Consider the following 17,607-nt stretch of genomic DNA (forward strand, 5'->3'; position numbering starts at 1 on the left):
CGCTCACCTCCGCATCGCTCGTCGTGCACTGTCCGTTCGGTCCTGGGCGTTGCCCAGTCGGATGGCGGCATCCAGCACCGTCAGCCGCTGACTGGACAACAGTACCGGGTTCAGCTCGAGCCGGGCGATCTGCGGGTGGCGATCCTTCAGCAGCGAGACCCGCATGATCAGCTCCTCGAGCCGGGCGACGTCCAGCCGCGGCTGTCCCTCGTGGCCGAAGAGCTTCCGCGCGGCCTTGGGCTCGCGCACCATGCGACGGATCTCCAGATCGGTCAGCGGCGGCACGCGATGGGCCAGGTCATCCAGCAGCGACACGGCGTCTCCTGAGACGCCGAAGGAGAGCACGGGGCCGATCAGGGGGTCCTCCGTGGCCGTGAGGACCACGGCCTGGCCGGTGGGTGCCATGGCCTGGACGTCCAGCTGCTCGGTGCCCGCGCCGACCTCCCTGCGCATGGAGGTCGCAGCCTCGCGCAGCTGCTCGGGCGTGTCGATGCTCAGACGCACGCCGCCCAGATCCAGGCGCCTGCGCAGATGCTCGTCGGCGGCCTTGAGGACCACGGGGTAGCCCATCCGTGCCGCGGCGGCCAGGCCGTCGTCGATGTCCGTGAAGCGCGCGGTGGGCAGCACCGAGATGCCGTAGGCGTCCAGCAGCTGCGCCGTCCGCTCCCGGTCCAGGCGCAGCAGCATCTCGCCGCGCACCTCCTGCGACCAGCGCTCGATCATGGCCTCGGCACCCTCGGCGTCGATGTCCTCCGGGACGGTGGCCAGATCGTCCTCCTCGTCGCGCCAACGGGCCCAGCGCTGGAGGCCGTGCAGCGCGGAGACGGCCGTCGACGGCGCCTGGAAGACCGGCAGCGTGCGGCCCTGCGGGTCCGTGTGCACCCGCGAGGAGGCGCCGTCGGCGATATCGCCGGTGACGGCCAGCAACACGGGCTTGGCGGCGCGCTCGTCGTCCTCGCCCCGCTGCGCGATCGCGGCGCACACGGCGTCGGCGAGTTCGTCGCCGGAGATGCCGCGGATCGGCATGGTCGCGACCACCACGGCGTCGCTGCGCGGATCCGCCACGGCCTCGGCGACCTCGCGCACCAGGGCCTGCAGGGCCTGCTGGCCGCCCATGGAGGTGTCCACGCGGTCGCGCAGGCGGGCCAGCGGCATCTGCAGCCCCGTGGCGGTGTCCTCCATGAGCCTGGCCAGTGCCATGGCGTTGGAGACCAGGGAGGTGCGCTGACCGCGCGGCAGCGGCTGGGAGGTGCCCACCGCCGCGGTGTCCATCAGCAGATCGGAGGTGGGCACCCGGATGACCCCGGCCTGGTCGAGCATGGCATCCAGCGCCCCAGCGGGGGCCTCGGTGGTGCGGCCCGTGTGCCCGGGCGGCAGGCGCAGCCCGGCGACGTCCGACTTGGCGACCACGACCGGCTTGGTCAGGGCCAGGCGACGGGCGATGCGCGAGAACTTGCGGGGGTTGCCGAAGGACTGCAGGGTCAGCCCGCACACCGCGGTGGCCTGGTCGTCCTCCCAGAACTGCATCATGTCGTTGCCGGAGACGTCGCCGCGGTTGCCGGCCGAGACCATGGTCGACACGCCCACGCGATGCCGCAGCGCAGCCGAGGTCTGCAGCATGCCCAGAGCGCCGGACTGACTGAACAGCCCCAGGGTTCCCTCCCCCGGCACGGCCGGCAGCACCGTGGCGTCCATGGAGATCTCCGCGCTGTGGTTGACCACGCCGAGCGAAGCCGGCCCGACGACCCGCATGCCGTGGCGGCGGGCGACGGCCACGAGCCGCTGCTGGCGCTGGGCGCCCTCGCGGCCGGACTCCGCCCAGCCGCCGGTCATCACCACGACCGCGTGGGCACCGGCGCGCCCGCACGCCTCGACGACCTCGAGCACCGCGTCCATGGGCACCGTGACGATCGCCAGGTCCAGCTCGCCGTCGATGTCCTCGAGGCTCGCAGCGTACGTCATGCCCTCCTGCTCGAAGGGCGTGGGGTTCACGCCGTAGAGCCTGCCCGTGTACCCGCCGGCCACCAGGTTCGCCACGACCGTGTGCCCGCCGTTCGTCGGATCCGACGACGCGCCCACCACCGCGATCGAGCTCGGGGTGAGCAGCCGGGCGGTGGAGCGGGCCTCGGCGCGGTGCTCGCGCGAGGCCATCACGGACAGGGACCGCTCCGTGGGGTCGATCGAGAAGTCGAGGGCCACCACGCCGTCGTCGAAGCGCCGGGCGACGTCGTAGCCGGCCTCCACGAACACGTTCAGCATCGAGCGGTTCTCGGGCAGCACCTCCGCCGTGAAGCGGTCGATGCCGTTCTCCCGGGCGGCGGCCGCCAGGTGCTCGAGCAGGATGGATCCGATCCCGCGGCCCTGGTGCGCATCCGAGATCAGGAACGCGACCTCGGCCTCCGGGGCGCTGCCCGCACGGTCGTAGCGGCCCACGCCGATCAGCTGCGTGCCCAGCAGGATCACGAAGCACACGCGGTCGCGGTGATCCACCGTGGTGTAGCGGGCCAGCTCGCGGCGGGTCAGCGTGGTCTTGTGGGAGAAGAACCGCAGGTAGATCGTGTTCTCGGACTGCTGGTGGAACATGTCCAGCAGCAGCTGCTGATCCTCCGGGCGGATGGGCCGCAGGTGCGCGGTGGCGCCGTCGCGAAGGACGACGTCCGCCTCCCAGTGCTTGGGATAGCCCGGGTCGGGCGCGGCCTGCTGGCCGGAGGGCTGGGGGCTGTCGGCGGGTGCGGTATCCGGGACCATAGACTGAAGGCTACAGAGGATGCGCTCCCGAGCACTGGTCTCGGGCAACAGTTCCGCGCGCGGTCTCCGCGCGCATCGATCGCGGCGCCGGACCGCGGCTGAGGAGAAGCACCACCCCATGGCCCCACGCAGGAGCAAGGCCCAGAAGTCCGCGCTCGACGAGCTGCCCGCGGACTTCGAGGGCAACGTCGTCGACATCGACGTCACGCGGGAGATGGAGGACTCGTTCCTCGAGTACTCGTACTCCGTGATCTACTCCCGGGCCCTGCCCGACGCCCGCGACGGCCTCAAGCCCGTCCAGCGGCGCATCCTCTACATGATGGATGAGATGGGCCTGCGCCCGGATCGCGGTCATGTGAAGTCGGCCCGCGTGGTCGGCGAGGTCATGGGCAAGCTGCACCCCCACGGCGACTCCGCGATCTACGACGCCATGGTGCGCATGGCCCTGCCCTTCGCCCAGCGCATGCCCCTGGTGGACGGGCACGGCAACTTCGGCTCCCTCGACGACGGCCCGGCGGCCTCGCGCTACACCGAGGCCCGGCTGGCGCCGGCGGCGCTGCAGCTCACGGCGGATCTCGGCGAGGACGTCGTCGACTTCGTGCCCAACTACGACAACCAGTTCATGCAGCCCTCCGTGCTGCCGGCCGCCTACCCGAACCTGCTGGTCAACGGCACCACCGGCATCGCGGTCGGCATGGCCACGAACATGGCCCCGCACAACCTGCGCGAGGCCGTCGCCGGCGCGCGCCACCTGCTCGAGCACCCCGAGGCGAGCCTCGAGGACGTCATGAAGCACATCCCCGGACCCGATCTGCCCTCCGGCGGTCAGATCGTGGGCCTGGACGGGATCCGGGACGCCTACCGCACCGGCCGCGGCTCCTTCAAGACGCGGGCCGCCGTCTCGATCGAGCAGGTCACCCCCCGCAAGCAGGGCATCGTGGTCACCGAGCTGCCGTACATGGTCGGCCCGGAGAAGGTCATCGACCGGATCAAGTCCGCGGTGCAGTCCAAGAAGCTCACCGGCATCTCGGACGTGGTGGATCTGACCGACCGGACCAAGGGACTGAACCTGGTCATCGAGATCAAGAACGGCTTCAACCCGCAGGCGGTGCTCGCGGCGCTGTACAAGCACACGCCGCTCGAGGAGTCCTTCGGCATCAACAACGTGGCCCTGGTCGACGGCCGCCCCCAGACGCTGGGGCTGCTCGAGATGCTGCGCGTGTACAACCAGCACCGGCTCACGGTCGTGCGCCGTCGCACCGCGCACCGCCTGGGCAAGCGCCGCGACCGGCTGCACCTGGTCGAGGGCCTGCTGATCGCGATCGTGGACATCGACGAGGTCATCCAGATCATCCGCAGCTCGGATCAGACTGCCGAGGCCCGCGAGCGCCTCATGACGATCTTCGATCTCACGCAGCTGCAGGCCGATCACATCCTCGAGCTGCGCCTGCGCCAGCTCACGAAGTTCTCCCGGATCGAGCTCGAGCGGGAGAGGGAGGAGCTGGAGCGGGAGATCGCAGAGCTCGAGGCCATCCTGGCCTCCGAGGACCGGCTGCGCGAGGTCGTCTCCGGCGAGCTCGCCGCCGTCGCCGAGCTGCTGGGCGACGACCGCCGCACCCGCCTGCTCGAGGCCGATGAGGCTCCCGCGCTGCTGGCCGCCCCCGCCGCCAAGGCCGCGGCCGGGCCCGCGCTGGAGATCGCCGACGACCCCTGCTGGGTCTTCCTCTCCAGCACCGGGCGCATGGCGCGCACGAACGACCGCACGCCGCTGGCCGAGCCGGGGCGCCGGCTCAAGCACGATGCCCTCCGCTCCGTGGTGGCCACCTCCGCCCGCGGGGAGATCGGCGCGCTGACCTCGAGCGGTCGGATGATCCGCGTGCCCGTGATGGACCTTCCGGCGCTGAGCTCCTACGACGGCGCGCCCCGGCTCGAGGAGGGCACCGCCGCCAAGGACTTCCTGTCCCTGGCCAAGGGCGAGCGCCTGATCGGACTCGCCGCGCTGAACGAGGTCGTGGCCATGGGCACCCGTCAGGGTGTGGTCAAGCGGCTGAACGCGGATCACCCGCTGAACCGCGACGACTGGGAGGTCATCAGCCTCAAGGACGGCGACGAGGTCGTGGGCATGGGCCCGGCTCCCGACTCGGCCCAGCTCGTGTTCATCACCGCGCAGGCCAAGCTGCTGACGTTCTCCGCCGAGCTGGTGCGCGCCCAGGGCCGCACCGCCGGCGGCGTGGCGGGTATCAAGCTCGCCGACGACGACTCCGTCGTGTTCTTCGGGCCGGTGGCCTCGCAGGATCCCGACGCCCGCGTGGTCACCTACGCGCGTTCTTCCGAGGCCCTGCCAGAGATGGGCGGCTACTCCGTGAAGGTCACTCCCCTGTCCGAGTACCCGTCCAAGGGCCGCGCGACCGCCGGTGTGCGCTGCCAGCGGCTGCTCAGCGGAGAGACCGGCCTCGTGCTCGCCTGGGCCGGGCACGGGCCCGCCAAGGCGGTCTCCGCCGCCGGCGTGGCCCGCAGCCTGCCCACCGAGTTCGGACGCCGCGACGGCTCCGGCGTGGGCGTGGAGCAGCTGCCGGACGCGATCGGCCCTGCGTGGAGCCCGGTGTCCTCCGCCGCGTCCGCTGCCGAGGGCGCCGACGGCGATGCCGAGAGCGAGGAGCAGGCATGAGCCCCGAGCAGCCCCAGGTCGTGATCGAGCGCGCGGAGCTGGATGATGCCGCCGCGCTGCACGAGATCGCCCGGCGCACCTTCGTGCACGCCACGCCCGAGGATGCCGACCCGGCCGCGATCGACGAGTTCGTGGCCACGAGTCTGTCCGAGGAGGCCTTCCGCGGCCACCTGGACGCTGCGGCCAGCCGGGTGCTGATCGCCCGCCAGGAGCGCACGCCGATCGGCTACGCCCTGCTGCTGCTCGACAAGGCCCCGCCCGATGACGACGGCCTGGACCGCTTCCAGCCGCTCGTGCAGGGCAGGGGCCTGTTCCTGTCCAAGTTCTACCTGCTGCCCGAGGCGCGCGGCACGGGAGCCTCCACCGCCATGATGCGGGAGTGCTTCGAGCTGGGGCGGCGGATCGGCGCCGATTTCCTGTGGCTGCAGGTCAACGACCGCAACGAGCGCGCCAACGCCTTCTACGAGCGCGCCGGGCTGCAGCGGGTGGGGACGGCCACGTTCCAGCTCGGTGCTCAGGTGCACAGCGACTTCCTGCGCGCCGCGCGGCTCTGAAGCCCGTCCGAGGCGGCCTCGTCTGAGCCCTGCCCCTCCCAGGACGAGCGGAGCCCTGCTCAGCTCAGCCGGGTCAGGGCATCGCAGCGGCGCACGTCCTCCGGCCGGTGCGAGATGATTACCACGCCTTGGGCGTCGGCCGCATGCGCGCCCTCGTGCAGGGCGGCCATGACCTGACGTGCTGTGGGCGCGTCCAGGTGCGCCGTGGGCTCGTCCAGCAGCAGCACCGGCGAGCGCGTGAGCATGGCGCGGGCCACGGCCAGTCGCTGGCGCTGTCCTCCCGAGAGCCGCTGACCGCCTGCTCCCACCTTCGTCTCGAGGCCCTCGGGCAGACCGGCCGCGAATCCACCCAGGCCCACCCTCTCCAGCGCCTCGAGCATCTGCGCGTCGGTGGGGGCTTCCGCACGCTCCCGGGCCAGGGAGAGGTTGCCGCGCAGGGTGGAGTCGAAGATGTATGCGTCCTGCGGGCACCACGCGGAGACACCGCGCAGACGCTGCGACGGCACCGGCTGCCCGTCGAGGCGGATCGTCCCGGAGCTCGGCGGGAGGAAGCCCAGCAGCACGGCCAGCGCGGTGGACTTGCCGGAGCCCGACGGCCCCGTGATGCCCCACCAGCGTCCCGGACGGATCTGCCCGCTGAGCCGCGAGAAGGCCTCGCGGTGCATCCCGGGCCACCGAGCGCTGAGCCCCTCCACCTCCAGGCGCTCGAACCCGTCCACGATGCCGTCCCGCGCCCCCGGCTCGTCCGTCTCCTCCGGCCGAGCGGGATGCGCAGCAGGCTGGGTCCGTCCGACCGCCCGCACCAGTGCTGCGAAGTGCGGCCACTGGCGCGCTGCCTCGAAGCCCTGGGCGACCGGCTCCACCATGGCGGTGCACAGCAGCACGGGGATCGCGGCCACGGCGGCCGAGACCTCCCCCGAGGCCACGGGCCCCCAGGCCAGGGGCACGACGGCGATCGCGGCCGCGAACCAGATCAGCACGGCGAGCCCCTCGCCCAGGCCGCTGACCCAAGCCGCGCGCTGGGCGGCGCGCCGCCCCCGGTCGTCCTGGGCTCGCACGGCGGCACCCACGGCGGCGCCCAGCTGCGCGACCCGCAGATCCGGTGCGGCCTGCAGCGCCCGTGAGCTCAGGCGCAGCGCGGCCGCCGCGGCCTCGTGCTGACGGGCCTCCGCGCGCGCGTCGAGCCCGCGCAGCAGCGTCGGCCCCGCCGCGGCGCTGAGCACCGCCGCGCCGGCGACGGGTGCCACGGCCTGAGGGACCGTGAGCAGGCAGACGACGACGGCTCCCGCGAGCACCGGGCCGAGCGCGGCGAGGGGAAGCAGGATCCGGGGCAGCGCATCGCGCAGGTCCTCGATATGGGTGATCAGCCGGTTCAGGAAGACCTCCCCCGTGAGCATGGCGCGCAGCCCCAGCGCTGTGCGGCCGGTGGCCTCCCATGCCCCCAGGCGCAGGCGCCCGGCTGCCCGGAGGGCGACGTCGTGGCTCATGAGCCGCTCGAGGTAGCGCAGCACGGCACGCCCCAGACCGAAGAAGCGCACCCCGGTGACCGCGACCAGCAGGTACATCATCCCGGGCTGCTGTGCCGCCCGCACGATCAGCCAGCCCGACAGCGCGGTCAGCGCGGCGCCGAAGCCGATCGCGGCCACGGCGAGGGCTGCGCTGAGCACGGCCCGGGACCAGGAGATCCCGCTCAGGCGCAGGACCGTGCGCACCGTGGCGAAGGGTCCTGGCAGCCGCTGCCCGCGGTCGTCCGGCTGCTCGCCCGGCGCGTCGGCCTCCGCAGCGTGTCCGCGCTGCACTGCGTCGGTCTCGACGGGGTCCGCGTTCTCATGGGGTCCGGAGCACGACGGCGGCCGATCGGAGTCCGGTAGGACCCGGGCCCCCCGTGCGGTGAGCTCGAGGCGGTGATCGGCGTCGCCGATCAGGCCCTCGTCGTGCGTCACGACCACGACGATCGCACCGGCCCGTGCCATCCCCCGCAGCCCGGCGGTGATCATGCCGGCGGCGTCCTGGTCGAGGTGGGCGGTCGGCTCGTCGACCAGCACGGTGACGGTCTCCCCGGGGCTGGTGCGCTCCAGCGCCTCGACGGAGGCCATGCAGCGGGCGATGGCCAGACGCCGGGCCTGGCCCGCGCTCAGAGCCTCCGGGGCGAGCTTTTCCAGACCGGACAGCCCGACGCCGGCCAGCAGCGACGCCGCGCGCGTGCGGCCTGCGAGCACCGACGGTCCGCTCGGTCCCTCCGCCAGGGCATGCTCGGAGGAGCCCGACTCCGGCTGCGCATCGGGACTCGGGATCGTGGGCTGCGCCTCCAGGAAGGCCGCCGCGTGCTCGGGCGCCAGGCACAGGGCGATCTCATCGAGCGCCGTCCCCGCCACGAAGGCCGGCGCCTGAGGCACCAGGCGCACCGGGCCGGGCAGCACGATGCGCCCGTCGATCACGCCGGCGGCCGCGGGGTCCTGGTGCCCCGGCTCGGCGCCCGAACCGGACCGGTCCCGCTGATCGGTGCCACGACGAGGAGCCCGAGGGATCAGCCCGGCGATCGCCGAGACGACGGTGGTCTTGCCGGCCCCGGACGGGCCGCTCAGCGCGGTGATCCGCCCTGCCGAGGCGCTGAGATCCAGCGGCCCGATCGTCTCGGCGCGGCCGTCGTGGCGGACTCGCAGCCCCTCCACCAGCAGCTGAGCGGGCTGCCCCTCAGTCGCGACCGCTGCGGTGCCTGCCGATTCCGGCCGCTCGGCCGCGGAGGCCCGCTCGGTCGCCGGCTCTCCGGACGGGCTCGACAGCAGCCGTTCGGAGCGGCGCAGGGCCTCGACGCCCTCCTGCGACTGGTGGTAGGCGGTGCCGACATCGCGCAGGGGCTGATAGCACTCCGGGGCCAGCAGCAGGACCATCACGGCGGTGTCCAGGCCCATGCCGCCCTCGACCAGCCGCACGCCGATGAACACGGCCACCAGAGCCACCGACAGCGTGGTGATCAGCTCGAGGGCCAGCGAGGACAGGAAGGCCGAGCGCAGGGTCTGCATGGTGCTGCCACGGTGCTCGTCGTCCAGATCCGCGAGCGCGCGGGCCTGGGCGCGGTCGCGGCGCAGGCCCACGAGCACGGGCAGCCCGCGAGCCAGCTCCACGATGTGGCGCGACAGGCGCAGCTGGGCGTCCTGCGCGCGCCGCGTCTGATCCTGCGTGGTGCGCCCGATGAGGATCATGAACACGGGCACGAGCGGCAGCGTCAGCGCCACGATCAGGGCGCTGACCCCGTCGTGCAGCAGGATCCACAGCCACAGCACTGCCGGAGCGACCCCGGTGGCGACCATGGCGGTCACGGCGCGGACGTAGTAGTCGTCGAGCGCCCCGAGCCCGCGCGAGACCAGCACTGCGGCAGCCCCCGCGTGGTCCTCGGGCCCGGCCGACGGGGCCTCGGAGCCGGTGGTCGACGATCCGGTCTCGAGCAGGCGCAGGATCAGGCGCGAGCGGATCTGCGAGATGGTGCCGGCAGCGCCACGACGGGCTGCCACCGCGGTGCCCCACTGCGCCAGTGCCCGCAGCGTCGCGCCGAGCGCGGCGAGCCAGAGCCCGGGCCAGCTCCACCACGGGCCGTCGCCGAGCCAGGCTCCCGGAAGCAGTCCGTCGATGCGGGCCAGGCCGGTGCCGATGAATTCGGCCAGTCCCTGCGAGCTGGTCGTGCCCTGCGCGGCCTGGGCGGCGAAGCCGTCGGCGGCCAGGGCCGCGATCAGGGCGCCGAGCCCGGTGGCGAAGGCGATCATGCCCAGCGTCCGGACCAGGCTCAGCGCACCCAGCAGCGGCAGGATGCGACGGGCCTGCGGGCCCAGCGGCGGGCGGCCCGAAGCGCGGCGCGCGGCTCCCGGCTGCTCAGGGCCCAGCCCGCCGTCGCTCGGATGCTGCGCACCGGGCTGCTCGGAAGAGCTTGCCCCGGCAGCGGTGTGCTGCGACGCGCTGCGCTCAGGCACCGGCGCGCGTGGGCATGGTGGTCAGATCCGCATGATCGCCGCCGGAGGGCAGCTGCTCGGCGCGCAGGCGTCGTCGGAAGACCCAGTACGTCCAGCTCTGATACGCCAGCAGGAACGGGACCCCGAAGCCGGCCACCCACGTCATGACCGTGAGCGTGTACGGAGAGGAAGAGGCCGAGGTGATCGTCAGATCGGGCGCGCCGGCCAGTGTGGTGGGCAGCACGGCCGGGTACATGGCGGTGAACACGGCCAGCAGGCCGAGAGCCGCGAACCCGGCCATCCCTGCGAAGCTCCAGCCCTCGCGCCGGCGCGTCCCCGCCAGCCAGGCCGCCGCGACCGACATCACCGCCAGGCAGGTGCACAGCCAGGACAGCGTCGAGCCGGTGGCCAGCTGCACCACGACGACCAGGGCGGCCAGCGGCAGGACGCCCGCGGGCAGGGCGCGCACCAGCAGCGCGCCGGCGCGCTCGCGCACGGGCCCGTCCGTCTTCAGGGCCACGAAGGCCAGGCCGTGGATGAGGCAGAAGCCGACCATGCCGAGCCCGCCGAGCACCGCCTGCCAGCTCAGCCACGACAGCAGCCCGCCTACGCGGTCGCCGTTGTCGTTCAGCGGAAGCCCGGTGGCGGTGATGCTCAGCAGCGCGCCGATCAGGAACGCGATCGCCAGGGAGGACCACGCGGTGATGGCGTTCCAGCGCCGCGACCACGCCTCCGAGGAGCCCTTGCCGCGGTACTCGATGGACACCGCGCGCAGGATCAGCGCGATCAGGGCCAGGGTCAGAGGGAGGTAGAGCCCGGAGAACAGGGCCGCGTACCAGTGCGGGAAGGCGGCGAAGGTGGCCGCTGCGGCGGTGACCAGCCAGACCTCGTTGCCGTCCCACACCGGCCCGATCGTGTTGAGCAGCACGCGCTGCTCCCGGTCGTCACGGGCAAAGATCCGCCCCATGAGCATGCCGACACCCAGATCGAAGCCGTCCAGGACCACGTAGCCGATCCAGAAGAAGCCGATGACGAGGAACCACGCCGTGGCCAGGCCCGGCTGTCCCGCGAACTGCTCGAACATCTCTCGTCTCCTCAGTAGGCGAAGGCCAGGACGTCGTCCCGGGAGCCGTCGTCGTCGTGGTCCTCGTGCTCGACCAGCTCGGGCATGGCCGCGACCGCGCCGGTGCGCACGTACTTGGCGATCAGCGCGACCTCCACGACCATGAGCACCCCGTACAGCAGCAGGAGGCTGCCCAGCGAGAACAGCAGCTCCCCGGCCGTGACGTTCGGCGAGACCGCGGCTTCGGTGAACATGAAGATCCGCTGATCCAGCGGCAGGTCCGGATTGGGTGCTACGACGAAGGGCTGCCGGCCCATCTCCGTGAAGACCCAGCCCGCCACATTGGCCCCGAACGGGGCCAGGATGCCCACGACGCCCAGGCCCATCAGCCCCTTCGACAGGGGCACCGTGCCCTTGCGCGTGAGCCACCAGGCACCGGCGCAGGCCACGGCCGCCAGACCGCCGAAGGTGATCATCAGCCGGAAGCCCCAGTAGGTGACCTCCATGAGGGGCTGGTACTCGATCTGCTCACCGGCTCGGTCGCCGTAGAGCTCGTCGTCGGCCAGGTTCGTGCCGTACTCCTGCTCGTACTCGGGCTGCAGCGTGTTCAGCCCCGCCACGTCGGTCGTGAAGTTGTTGTAGGCCAGGAAGGACAGCAGGCCGGGCACTTCCAGGAGGGTGTGCGCGTTGTCGCAGGACGCGTCGCCCGGCGAGCCGATCGTGAGCACCGAGAACGCGGTGCCGTCGTGGCAGGCCGCTTCCGCGGAGGCCATCTTCAGGGGCTGCTGGTGGATCATCAGCTGCGCCTGCGCATGTCCGGAGAACGCCGTGCCCAGGAAGCCGACGATCCCGATGAGGATCCCCACGCGCAGCGAGCGCCACCACACCCGGTAGTCGGTGCGGTCGCGTCCCCCGGTGGGCAGCTCCCCCACGACGACGACGCCGTCGGCATCCACGGTGTCGAGGCCGTCCGCCCGGCGGCGCCACAGCTTGTACCAGGCGATGCCCAGCAGGAAGGACCCGGCCACGGCGATCGCCCCGAACAGGGTGTGGATGATCGCCACCACCGCTGTCGAGTTCGTCAGCACGGCGCCGATGTCATTCAGGATGGGGCGGCCGTCGATGATCTCGTAGCCGACCGGATGCTGCATCCACGAGTTGGCCACGATGATGAAGAACGCCGAGAGCCACGAGGCGATCACCGCCATGGCGAGGCAGGCCGCGTGGACCGCCGGGCGCAGCTTGTCCCAGCCGAAGATCCACAGGCCCAGGAACGTGGACTCCACGAAGAACGCGAGCAGTCCCTCCATGGCCAGCGGGGCGCCGAAGACATCGCCCACGAAGCGCGAGTACTCCGACCAGGCCATCCCGAACTGGAACTCCTGGACCAGGCCCGTGGCCACGCCCATGATGAAGTTGATCAGGAAGAGCTTGCCCCAGAACTTGGTCAGCCGCAGGTCCTCCGGGCGGCGCCTGCGCACCCACTGCAGGTTGAACCACACCACGACGGCGCCGAGTCCCAGCGTCAGCGGGACCATCATGAAGTGGTAGACCGTGGTGATCCCGAACTGCCACCGAGCGATCTCGACGATGTCCATGCGACTCCTCGCGGGGCCCTGCCGGCGGAGCGCCGGGCGGAGACGGGCCCCGCCTCAGATGCTCCACAGTATAGGCTCGCCGATGGTTCGAGCGGTCCGCGAGCCGGGCTCTGAGGCTGTCTCGTCGCTCACACCCGCGCCGTCCCAGGTCAGGGCATCGTCGGTCGTCCCAGGCGCGCCATCGCCGTGGAACTCCGGCGATCCTCATGCGCCGCAGCCGTCCAGGCGCGGCTCAGCTGCGAGGACCCAGCAGCCCCGCTGCCGCCACCGCATCGCGCTCTGCGACCAGCTCGGCCACCGAGCGGTCGATGCGCTCACGGGCGAAGTCGTCGATCTGCCAGTCGGACACGATGGACCACTGCCCGTCGGCGCAGGTCACGGGGAAGGAGCTGACGATCCCCTCGGGGACGCCGTAGGAGCCGTCCGAGGCCACGGCCATGGAGGTCCACGAGCCCTCCGGGGTTCCCTGGCTCCACAGGCGGACGTGGGAGATCAGGGCATGGGCGGCCCGGGCCGCCTGCGGCAGCTCGAGCAGGCGCAGCCGCACCGGCTGCTGCGGCCCGAACAGGTCCCCGGCACAGGCGCGGAACAGCGCGGCGTAGCCGATCTGCCCGGCGGCACCCGTGACGGTGACGGTGATCGGGCGGGGGTCCTGGGTGGTCTCGGGGCCGGTCGTGTCCATGGCTGCTCCTGCGCTGGGCTGGGTCGGTGTGGCTTCAGCGTAGGTCGCGGGAGCATCGGCAGGCACGGCGTTGCACGATCTGGGCAGCGAGGTCTTGCAGACCGACCCCGCCATGCGGCGAGCCGAGGGCGCAGCCGCGCTCGCCCGGTCGGGCTGCGGCCCGGCCAGGCCGCCGGTCGTGCTCAGGCGTCGATCTGCTCGGCATCCAGTCGCGCGGCGCCCTCGATGATGAAGTCCCGGCGCGGGGCCACCTCCGCGCCCATCAGCAGCGCGAAGGCGCGCTCGGCCTCCTCGGCCTGGCTCATGGTCACCCGGCGCAGCAGCCGGTGGCGGATGTCCATGGTGGTCTCCGCCAGCTGATCGGCATCCATCTCCCCCAGGCCCTTGTAGCGCTGGATCGGCTCCTTGTAGGAGCGGCCCTCCGACTCGAGGCGGGACATCAGGCGGTGCAGCTCGGCCTCCGAGTAGGTGTAGACCATCTCGTTGGCCTTCGAGCCGCGGTTGATGATCTCCACGCGGTGCAGCGGGGGAACGGCCGCGTAGACCTTGCCGGCCTCCACGAGCGGGCGCATGTAGCGGTAGAACAGCGTCAGCAGCAGCGTGCGGATGTGGGCGCCGTCCACGTCGGCGTCGGTCATCATGATGACCTTGCCGTAGCGGGCGGCGTCGAGATCGAACGTGCGCCCCGAGCCTGCGCCGATGACCTGGATCAGGGCCGCGCACTCGGCGTTGGCCAGCATGTCCGGCAGCGACGCCTTCTGGACGTTGAGGATCTTGCCGCGGATGGGGAACAGCGCCTGGTAGGCGGAGTCGCGAGCCATGCGGGCGGTGCCCAGCGCGGAGTCGCCCTCCACGATGAAGACCTCGGAGCGCTGCACATCGGTCGAGCGGCACTCGACGAGCTTGGCGGGCATGGACGAGGTCTCCAGGGCGTTCTTGCGCCGCTGCGTCTCCTTGTGCAGGCGAGCCGAGATGCGGGACTTCATCTCACCGACGACCTTCTCCAGGACCTGCCCGGCCTGGTTCTTCTGCTCCCGCTTGCCCGACGTCAGCGCCGCCGTGAGCTCCTTCTCCACGACCTTGGAGACGATCTGGCGCACCGCCGGGGTGCCCAGCACCTCCTTGGTCTGGCCCTCGAACTGCGGCTCGGCCAGGCGCACCGTCAGCACGGCCGTGAGCCCGGCCATGATGTCGTCCTTCTCGATCTTGTCGTTGCCGGCCTTGAGCTTGCGCGCATTCGCGGCGATCTGCTTGCGGAAGACCTTCACCAGCGCCTGCTCGAACCCGCTGACGTGCGTGCCGCCCTTGGGCGTGGCGATGATGTTCACGAAGCTGCGCAGCTCGGTGTCGTAGCCGATCCCCCACCGCAGGGCGACGTCGACCTCGCACGTGCGCTCGACGTCCTTGAGCCGGGACTGACCGGAGTCATCGAGCACGGGCACCGTCTCGGTGAAGGTCCCCTCCCCCTGGAAGCGCCAGACATCGGTCACGGACTCGTCCGAGGCCAGGAACTCGGCGAACTCGGAGATGCCGCCGTCGTGCTGGAAGACCTCCTCGTGGGAGCCCATCTCACCGGCCGTGCCCGGAAGGCGGCGCTCGTCGCGCACGGTGAGGCGCAGCCCCGGGATCAGGAAGGCGGTGGTGCGGGCGCGGCGGACCAGCTCCTCATAGGAGAACTGGGCGCCCGGGGTGAAGATCTGCTTGTCCGCCCAGTAGCGCACGCGGGTCCCGGTCACGCCGCGCTTGGCCTTGCCGACGACGTCGAGCTCGGATCCCGAGACGAACGGCTCGAAGGGCGCCTGGGGGCTCGGGGCGCCCTTGTCCTCGAAGCGCCCGGGCTCCCCGTGGCGGAAGGACATCTGGTAGGTCTTCCCGCCGCGATCCACCTGGACGTCCAGGCGCGAGGACAGGGCGTTGACCACCGAGGCGCCCACGCCGTGCAGACCGCCGGAGGCCGTGTAGGAGCCGCCGCCGAACTTGCCGCCGGCATGCAGCTTGGTGAACACGACCTCCACGCCGGACAGCCCGGTGCGCGGCTCCTTGTCGATGGGCACGCCTCGGCCGTCGTCGTGGACCTCGACGCAGCCGTCCTTGTGCAGCACCACCGTGATCTGCTGGCCGTAGCCGGCCAGGGCCTCGTCCACCGAGTTGTCGATGATCTCCCAGAGGCAGTGCATGAGCCCGCGGCCGTCGGTCGAGCCGATGTACATGCCCGGGCGCTTTCGCACAGCCTCCAGGCCCTCCAGCACCGAGAGGTGGCGGGCGTTGTACTCGGAGGTCGAGGGGGTCACGACGGGAGAGCTCCTGCGGTTCGACGGCATCGATCGTGCCTGCGGCTGCCGGCCGCGGCCGCGGGTGGGGCGGCCGCCCGGCGGCGCACGGGCGACCCCACTCTAGACCGGCTCGGCGACACCGCGCGGGCCGCTGCCGTTGCGATCGACGACGGGTCCCCACCGTGACGCGGCGCTCACCGGATGCGCGGTGGGCGAAATCGCGTGCCGCTGGGAAGCTTCCGGGGGCTCGGCGTGGTTCTATAGTCCGAACCGCCGCACCCCCGCCTCGGAGGACCGAGCGCATCGGATGCGCGGTATCGGCCCAGCGTCGATGCTGGACCAGACGAATCCGTCGCGGACATCTCACGATCCGACGGACTCCGAGCACGAGGAGGAATCGTGAACACCACGCTTGAGACCCCAGAACTGAACGCCACCCACCGCTGCGACGCCTGCGGCGCCCAGGCCTACGTCCGTGTGGTCCTCGAGTCCACCGGCGGCGAGCTGCTCTTCTGCGCTCACCACGCCCGTGCCAACGAGGACAAGCTGCGCCCCATGGCCGCCCAGTGGCAGGACGAGACCGAGCGCATCTCCTGAACGCTCAGGATCCCCTGCAGCGCGGGCGCTGAGCCGGCACGAGGGCCCCGTTCACCGATCGGTGAACGGGGCCCTCGTCTGTGCCGGAGGCCTCGGGCTCAGCCCAGCCGCGTGAACAGGTCGGTGCGCAGGTCCACCGGATCCATCTCCGGGCTCGGCTCGGTGACGTAGACCTCCCAGAACGGCAGCTCGGGGGTCTCACCGGCGGAGGCGACCTGACCCATGAACCCGGCCCAGGCGGTCGACAGCTGGTCGAACCCGCCCAGGTGGGAGATCCGCGCCGCTCGTCCTTCCGGCAGCCACGACGGCTCCAGCCGCACTCCGTCCGCGGCCTCGATCACGGACTCGCTCGGCTCGGTCAGGGGCATGCCGACCTCGAAGTCCGCGGTCTCGTCCGGGGCGCGGTGGTACAGGGCGAACGCCGATCCGCTGGGGGTCAGCCCGTGCTGCGCCATGGCCGGGAAGATCGCGCGGAAGGCGGTGTCGAAGACCTCCCGCATCCGGTCCATCGGCTGGCCGTGGACCTTCAGCACCAGCGTGGGGACCTGCTGGGCCTCGAAGACCTCGAGGCTGGTCACGGGCTCCTGGCTCAGGCCCATGGGCGATCCGGAGGGGGTGGATTCCTGCGTCATGGGTCTCTCCTGTATCTCGTGCCCCCGCAGCGCGGGCGGCTTCCGGATGCGGCGGGGTTCTGGGCTCATGCTAGGTCGTCGTCCCGGTGTCGCAGGAGAGAGCCCTCCCCCTGCGTCTGCACCGGAAAGGCCCGTCCCTCAGACGAGCCAGGCGGTGTCGACCTCCCGCGGGTGCTGCTCGCCCCGACCGGCGTCAGCGGCGGCACGAGCCGCGCCCAGCACCAGTGCCATGGCCGCGGCGCCCGGGTCGATCACCCCCTGCGAAGCCTCTCCCACATAGCTGGCTCGACCGCGTCGGGCGAGGCTCTCAGCACTGCTGCGAGCGCCCTCGACCGCAGCGGCCTCGCCGGCTTCGAGGACGTGCTGCGAAGGCTCGCCGTCGTGCAGGCTCCGGCGCATGGCCTCCACTGCGGGAGCCAGGGCATCGACCATCGTCTTGTCCCCGACCTCGGCCTCGCCGTAGCGCTGCACGATCGCCTGCCCCGCAGCCAGGGCCTCGACGAGCTCCTCCACCTGCGGAGTGCCGTCCGCCTCACCGGCTTTGGCCAGCTCTCGGAAGAACACGCCGAACAGCGGACCGCTGGTGCCGCCCACGGCGAGCCAGCCGCGATACAGCGCGCTCAGCCACTGCCGGTAGGTGCTCGGCTGCTCCTGCTCGGTCTCCCTGTCCAGCTGCGACAGCGCGGTGCGCACGCTGGTGCCGAAGTCGCCGTCGCCTGCTCGACGGTCCAGCTCGCCGAGGGCTTCGGCGTTCTCGCCCAGCAGCCGCTGCACGCCCTGCACGAATCGGCGCCCGAAGTCCTCGCCCAGGCCCTGAGCCGTCCCGGAACTCTCCTGCTCGGTCATCT

The 17,607-nt window shown here is 72.0% G+C and carries 11 protein-coding genes; 3 read left to right on the forward strand and 8 right to left on the reverse strand.

Going from position 1 to position 17,607, the window contains the following annotated elements; all coding sequences use genetic code 11:
- Nucleotides 1-3 precede the first annotated feature (3 nt).
- Entirely contained in the window at nucleotides 4-2,748 is a 2,745-nt protein-coding gene (locus RF645_RS09505) for a GNAT family N-acetyltransferase (protein WP_368818969.1), read from the reverse strand.
- A 118-nt stretch (nucleotides 2,749-2,866) separates the two neighbouring features.
- On the opposite strand from RF645_RS09505, the gene RF645_RS09510 reads away from it, so the two are divergent.
- Nucleotides 2,867-5,416: a DNA topoisomerase (ATP-hydrolyzing) subunit A gene (locus RF645_RS09510; protein ID WP_024290325.1), complete on the forward strand. Its 2,550-nt coding sequence runs from the start codon at nucleotides 2,867-2,869 to the stop codon at nucleotides 5,414-5,416.
- Complete coding sequence (locus RF645_RS09515; protein ID WP_024290324.1) at nucleotides 5,413-5,970, forward strand: GNAT family N-acetyltransferase; 558 nt, start codon at nucleotides 5,413-5,415, stop codon at nucleotides 5,968-5,970. The genes RF645_RS09510 and RF645_RS09515 overlap by 4 nt, the downstream gene beginning before the upstream one ends.
- Nucleotides 5,971-6,029: 59 nt before the next feature.
- Here the strand turns inward: RF645_RS09515 and cydC are convergent, their stop codons facing one another.
- From cydC to RF645_RS09540, 5 genes are all read right to left on the reverse strand, one after another.
- Nucleotides 6,030-9,935: a thiol reductant ABC exporter subunit CydC gene (gene cydC, locus RF645_RS09520; protein WP_024290323.1), complete on the reverse strand. Its 3,906-nt coding sequence runs from the start codon at nucleotides 9,933-9,935 to the stop codon at nucleotides 6,030-6,032.
- Nucleotides 9,928-10,998: a cytochrome d ubiquinol oxidase subunit II gene (gene cydB, locus RF645_RS09525; RefSeq protein ID WP_368818970.1), complete on the reverse strand. Its 1,071-nt coding sequence runs from the start codon at nucleotides 10,996-10,998 to the stop codon at nucleotides 9,928-9,930. Before cydB ends, cydC begins: the two co-directional genes overlap by 8 nt.
- 11 nt (nucleotides 10,999-11,009) lie before the next feature.
- The gene (locus RF645_RS09530; RefSeq protein WP_368818971.1) at nucleotides 11,010-12,575 is read right to left on the reverse strand and encodes a cytochrome ubiquinol oxidase subunit I; all 1,566 of its coding nucleotides are present in this window, start codon (nucleotides 12,573-12,575) and stop codon (nucleotides 11,010-11,012) included.
- A gap of 232 nt (nucleotides 12,576-12,807) precedes the next feature.
- Nucleotides 12,808-13,257 (reverse strand): hypothetical protein, encoded by a 450-nt coding sequence (locus RF645_RS09535; protein ID WP_368818972.1) that lies wholly within the window; start codon nucleotides 13,255-13,257, stop codon nucleotides 12,808-12,810.
- A 182-nt stretch (nucleotides 13,258-13,439) separates the two neighbouring features.
- Complete coding sequence (locus RF645_RS09540) at nucleotides 13,440-15,548, reverse strand: type IIA DNA topoisomerase subunit B (protein ID WP_368818973.1); 2,109 nt, start codon at nucleotides 15,546-15,548, stop codon at nucleotides 13,440-13,442.
- Between the two features lie 381 nt (nucleotides 15,549-15,929).
- Between RF645_RS09540 and RF645_RS09545 the strand changes: the two genes are divergently transcribed.
- The gene (locus RF645_RS09545; protein WP_006214873.1) at nucleotides 15,930-16,127 is read left to right on the forward strand and encodes a hypothetical protein; all 198 of its coding nucleotides are present in this window, start codon (nucleotides 15,930-15,932) and stop codon (nucleotides 16,125-16,127) included.
- Between the two features lie 98 nt (nucleotides 16,128-16,225).
- Here RF645_RS09545 and RF645_RS09550 read toward each other — a convergent pair whose 3' ends face one another.
- A complete protein-coding gene (locus RF645_RS09550; RefSeq protein WP_368818974.1) occupies nucleotides 16,226-16,759 on the reverse strand; it encodes a GyrI-like domain-containing protein in 534 nt (177 codons plus the stop codon).
- A 138-nt stretch (nucleotides 16,760-16,897) separates the two neighbouring features.
- On the reverse strand, nucleotides 16,898-17,605 hold the full coding sequence (gene dhaL / locus RF645_RS09555; protein WP_024290317.1) for a dihydroxyacetone kinase subunit DhaL: 708 nt from the start codon (nucleotides 17,603-17,605) through the stop codon (nucleotides 16,898-16,900).
- Nucleotides 17,606-17,607 lie beyond the last annotated feature (2 nt).

Source organism: Kocuria sp. CPCC 205260, from assembly GCF_040981045.1.
In the GTDB taxonomy this organism is placed as follows: domain Bacteria; phylum Actinomycetota; class Actinomycetes; order Actinomycetales; family Micrococcaceae; genus Kocuria; species Kocuria palustris.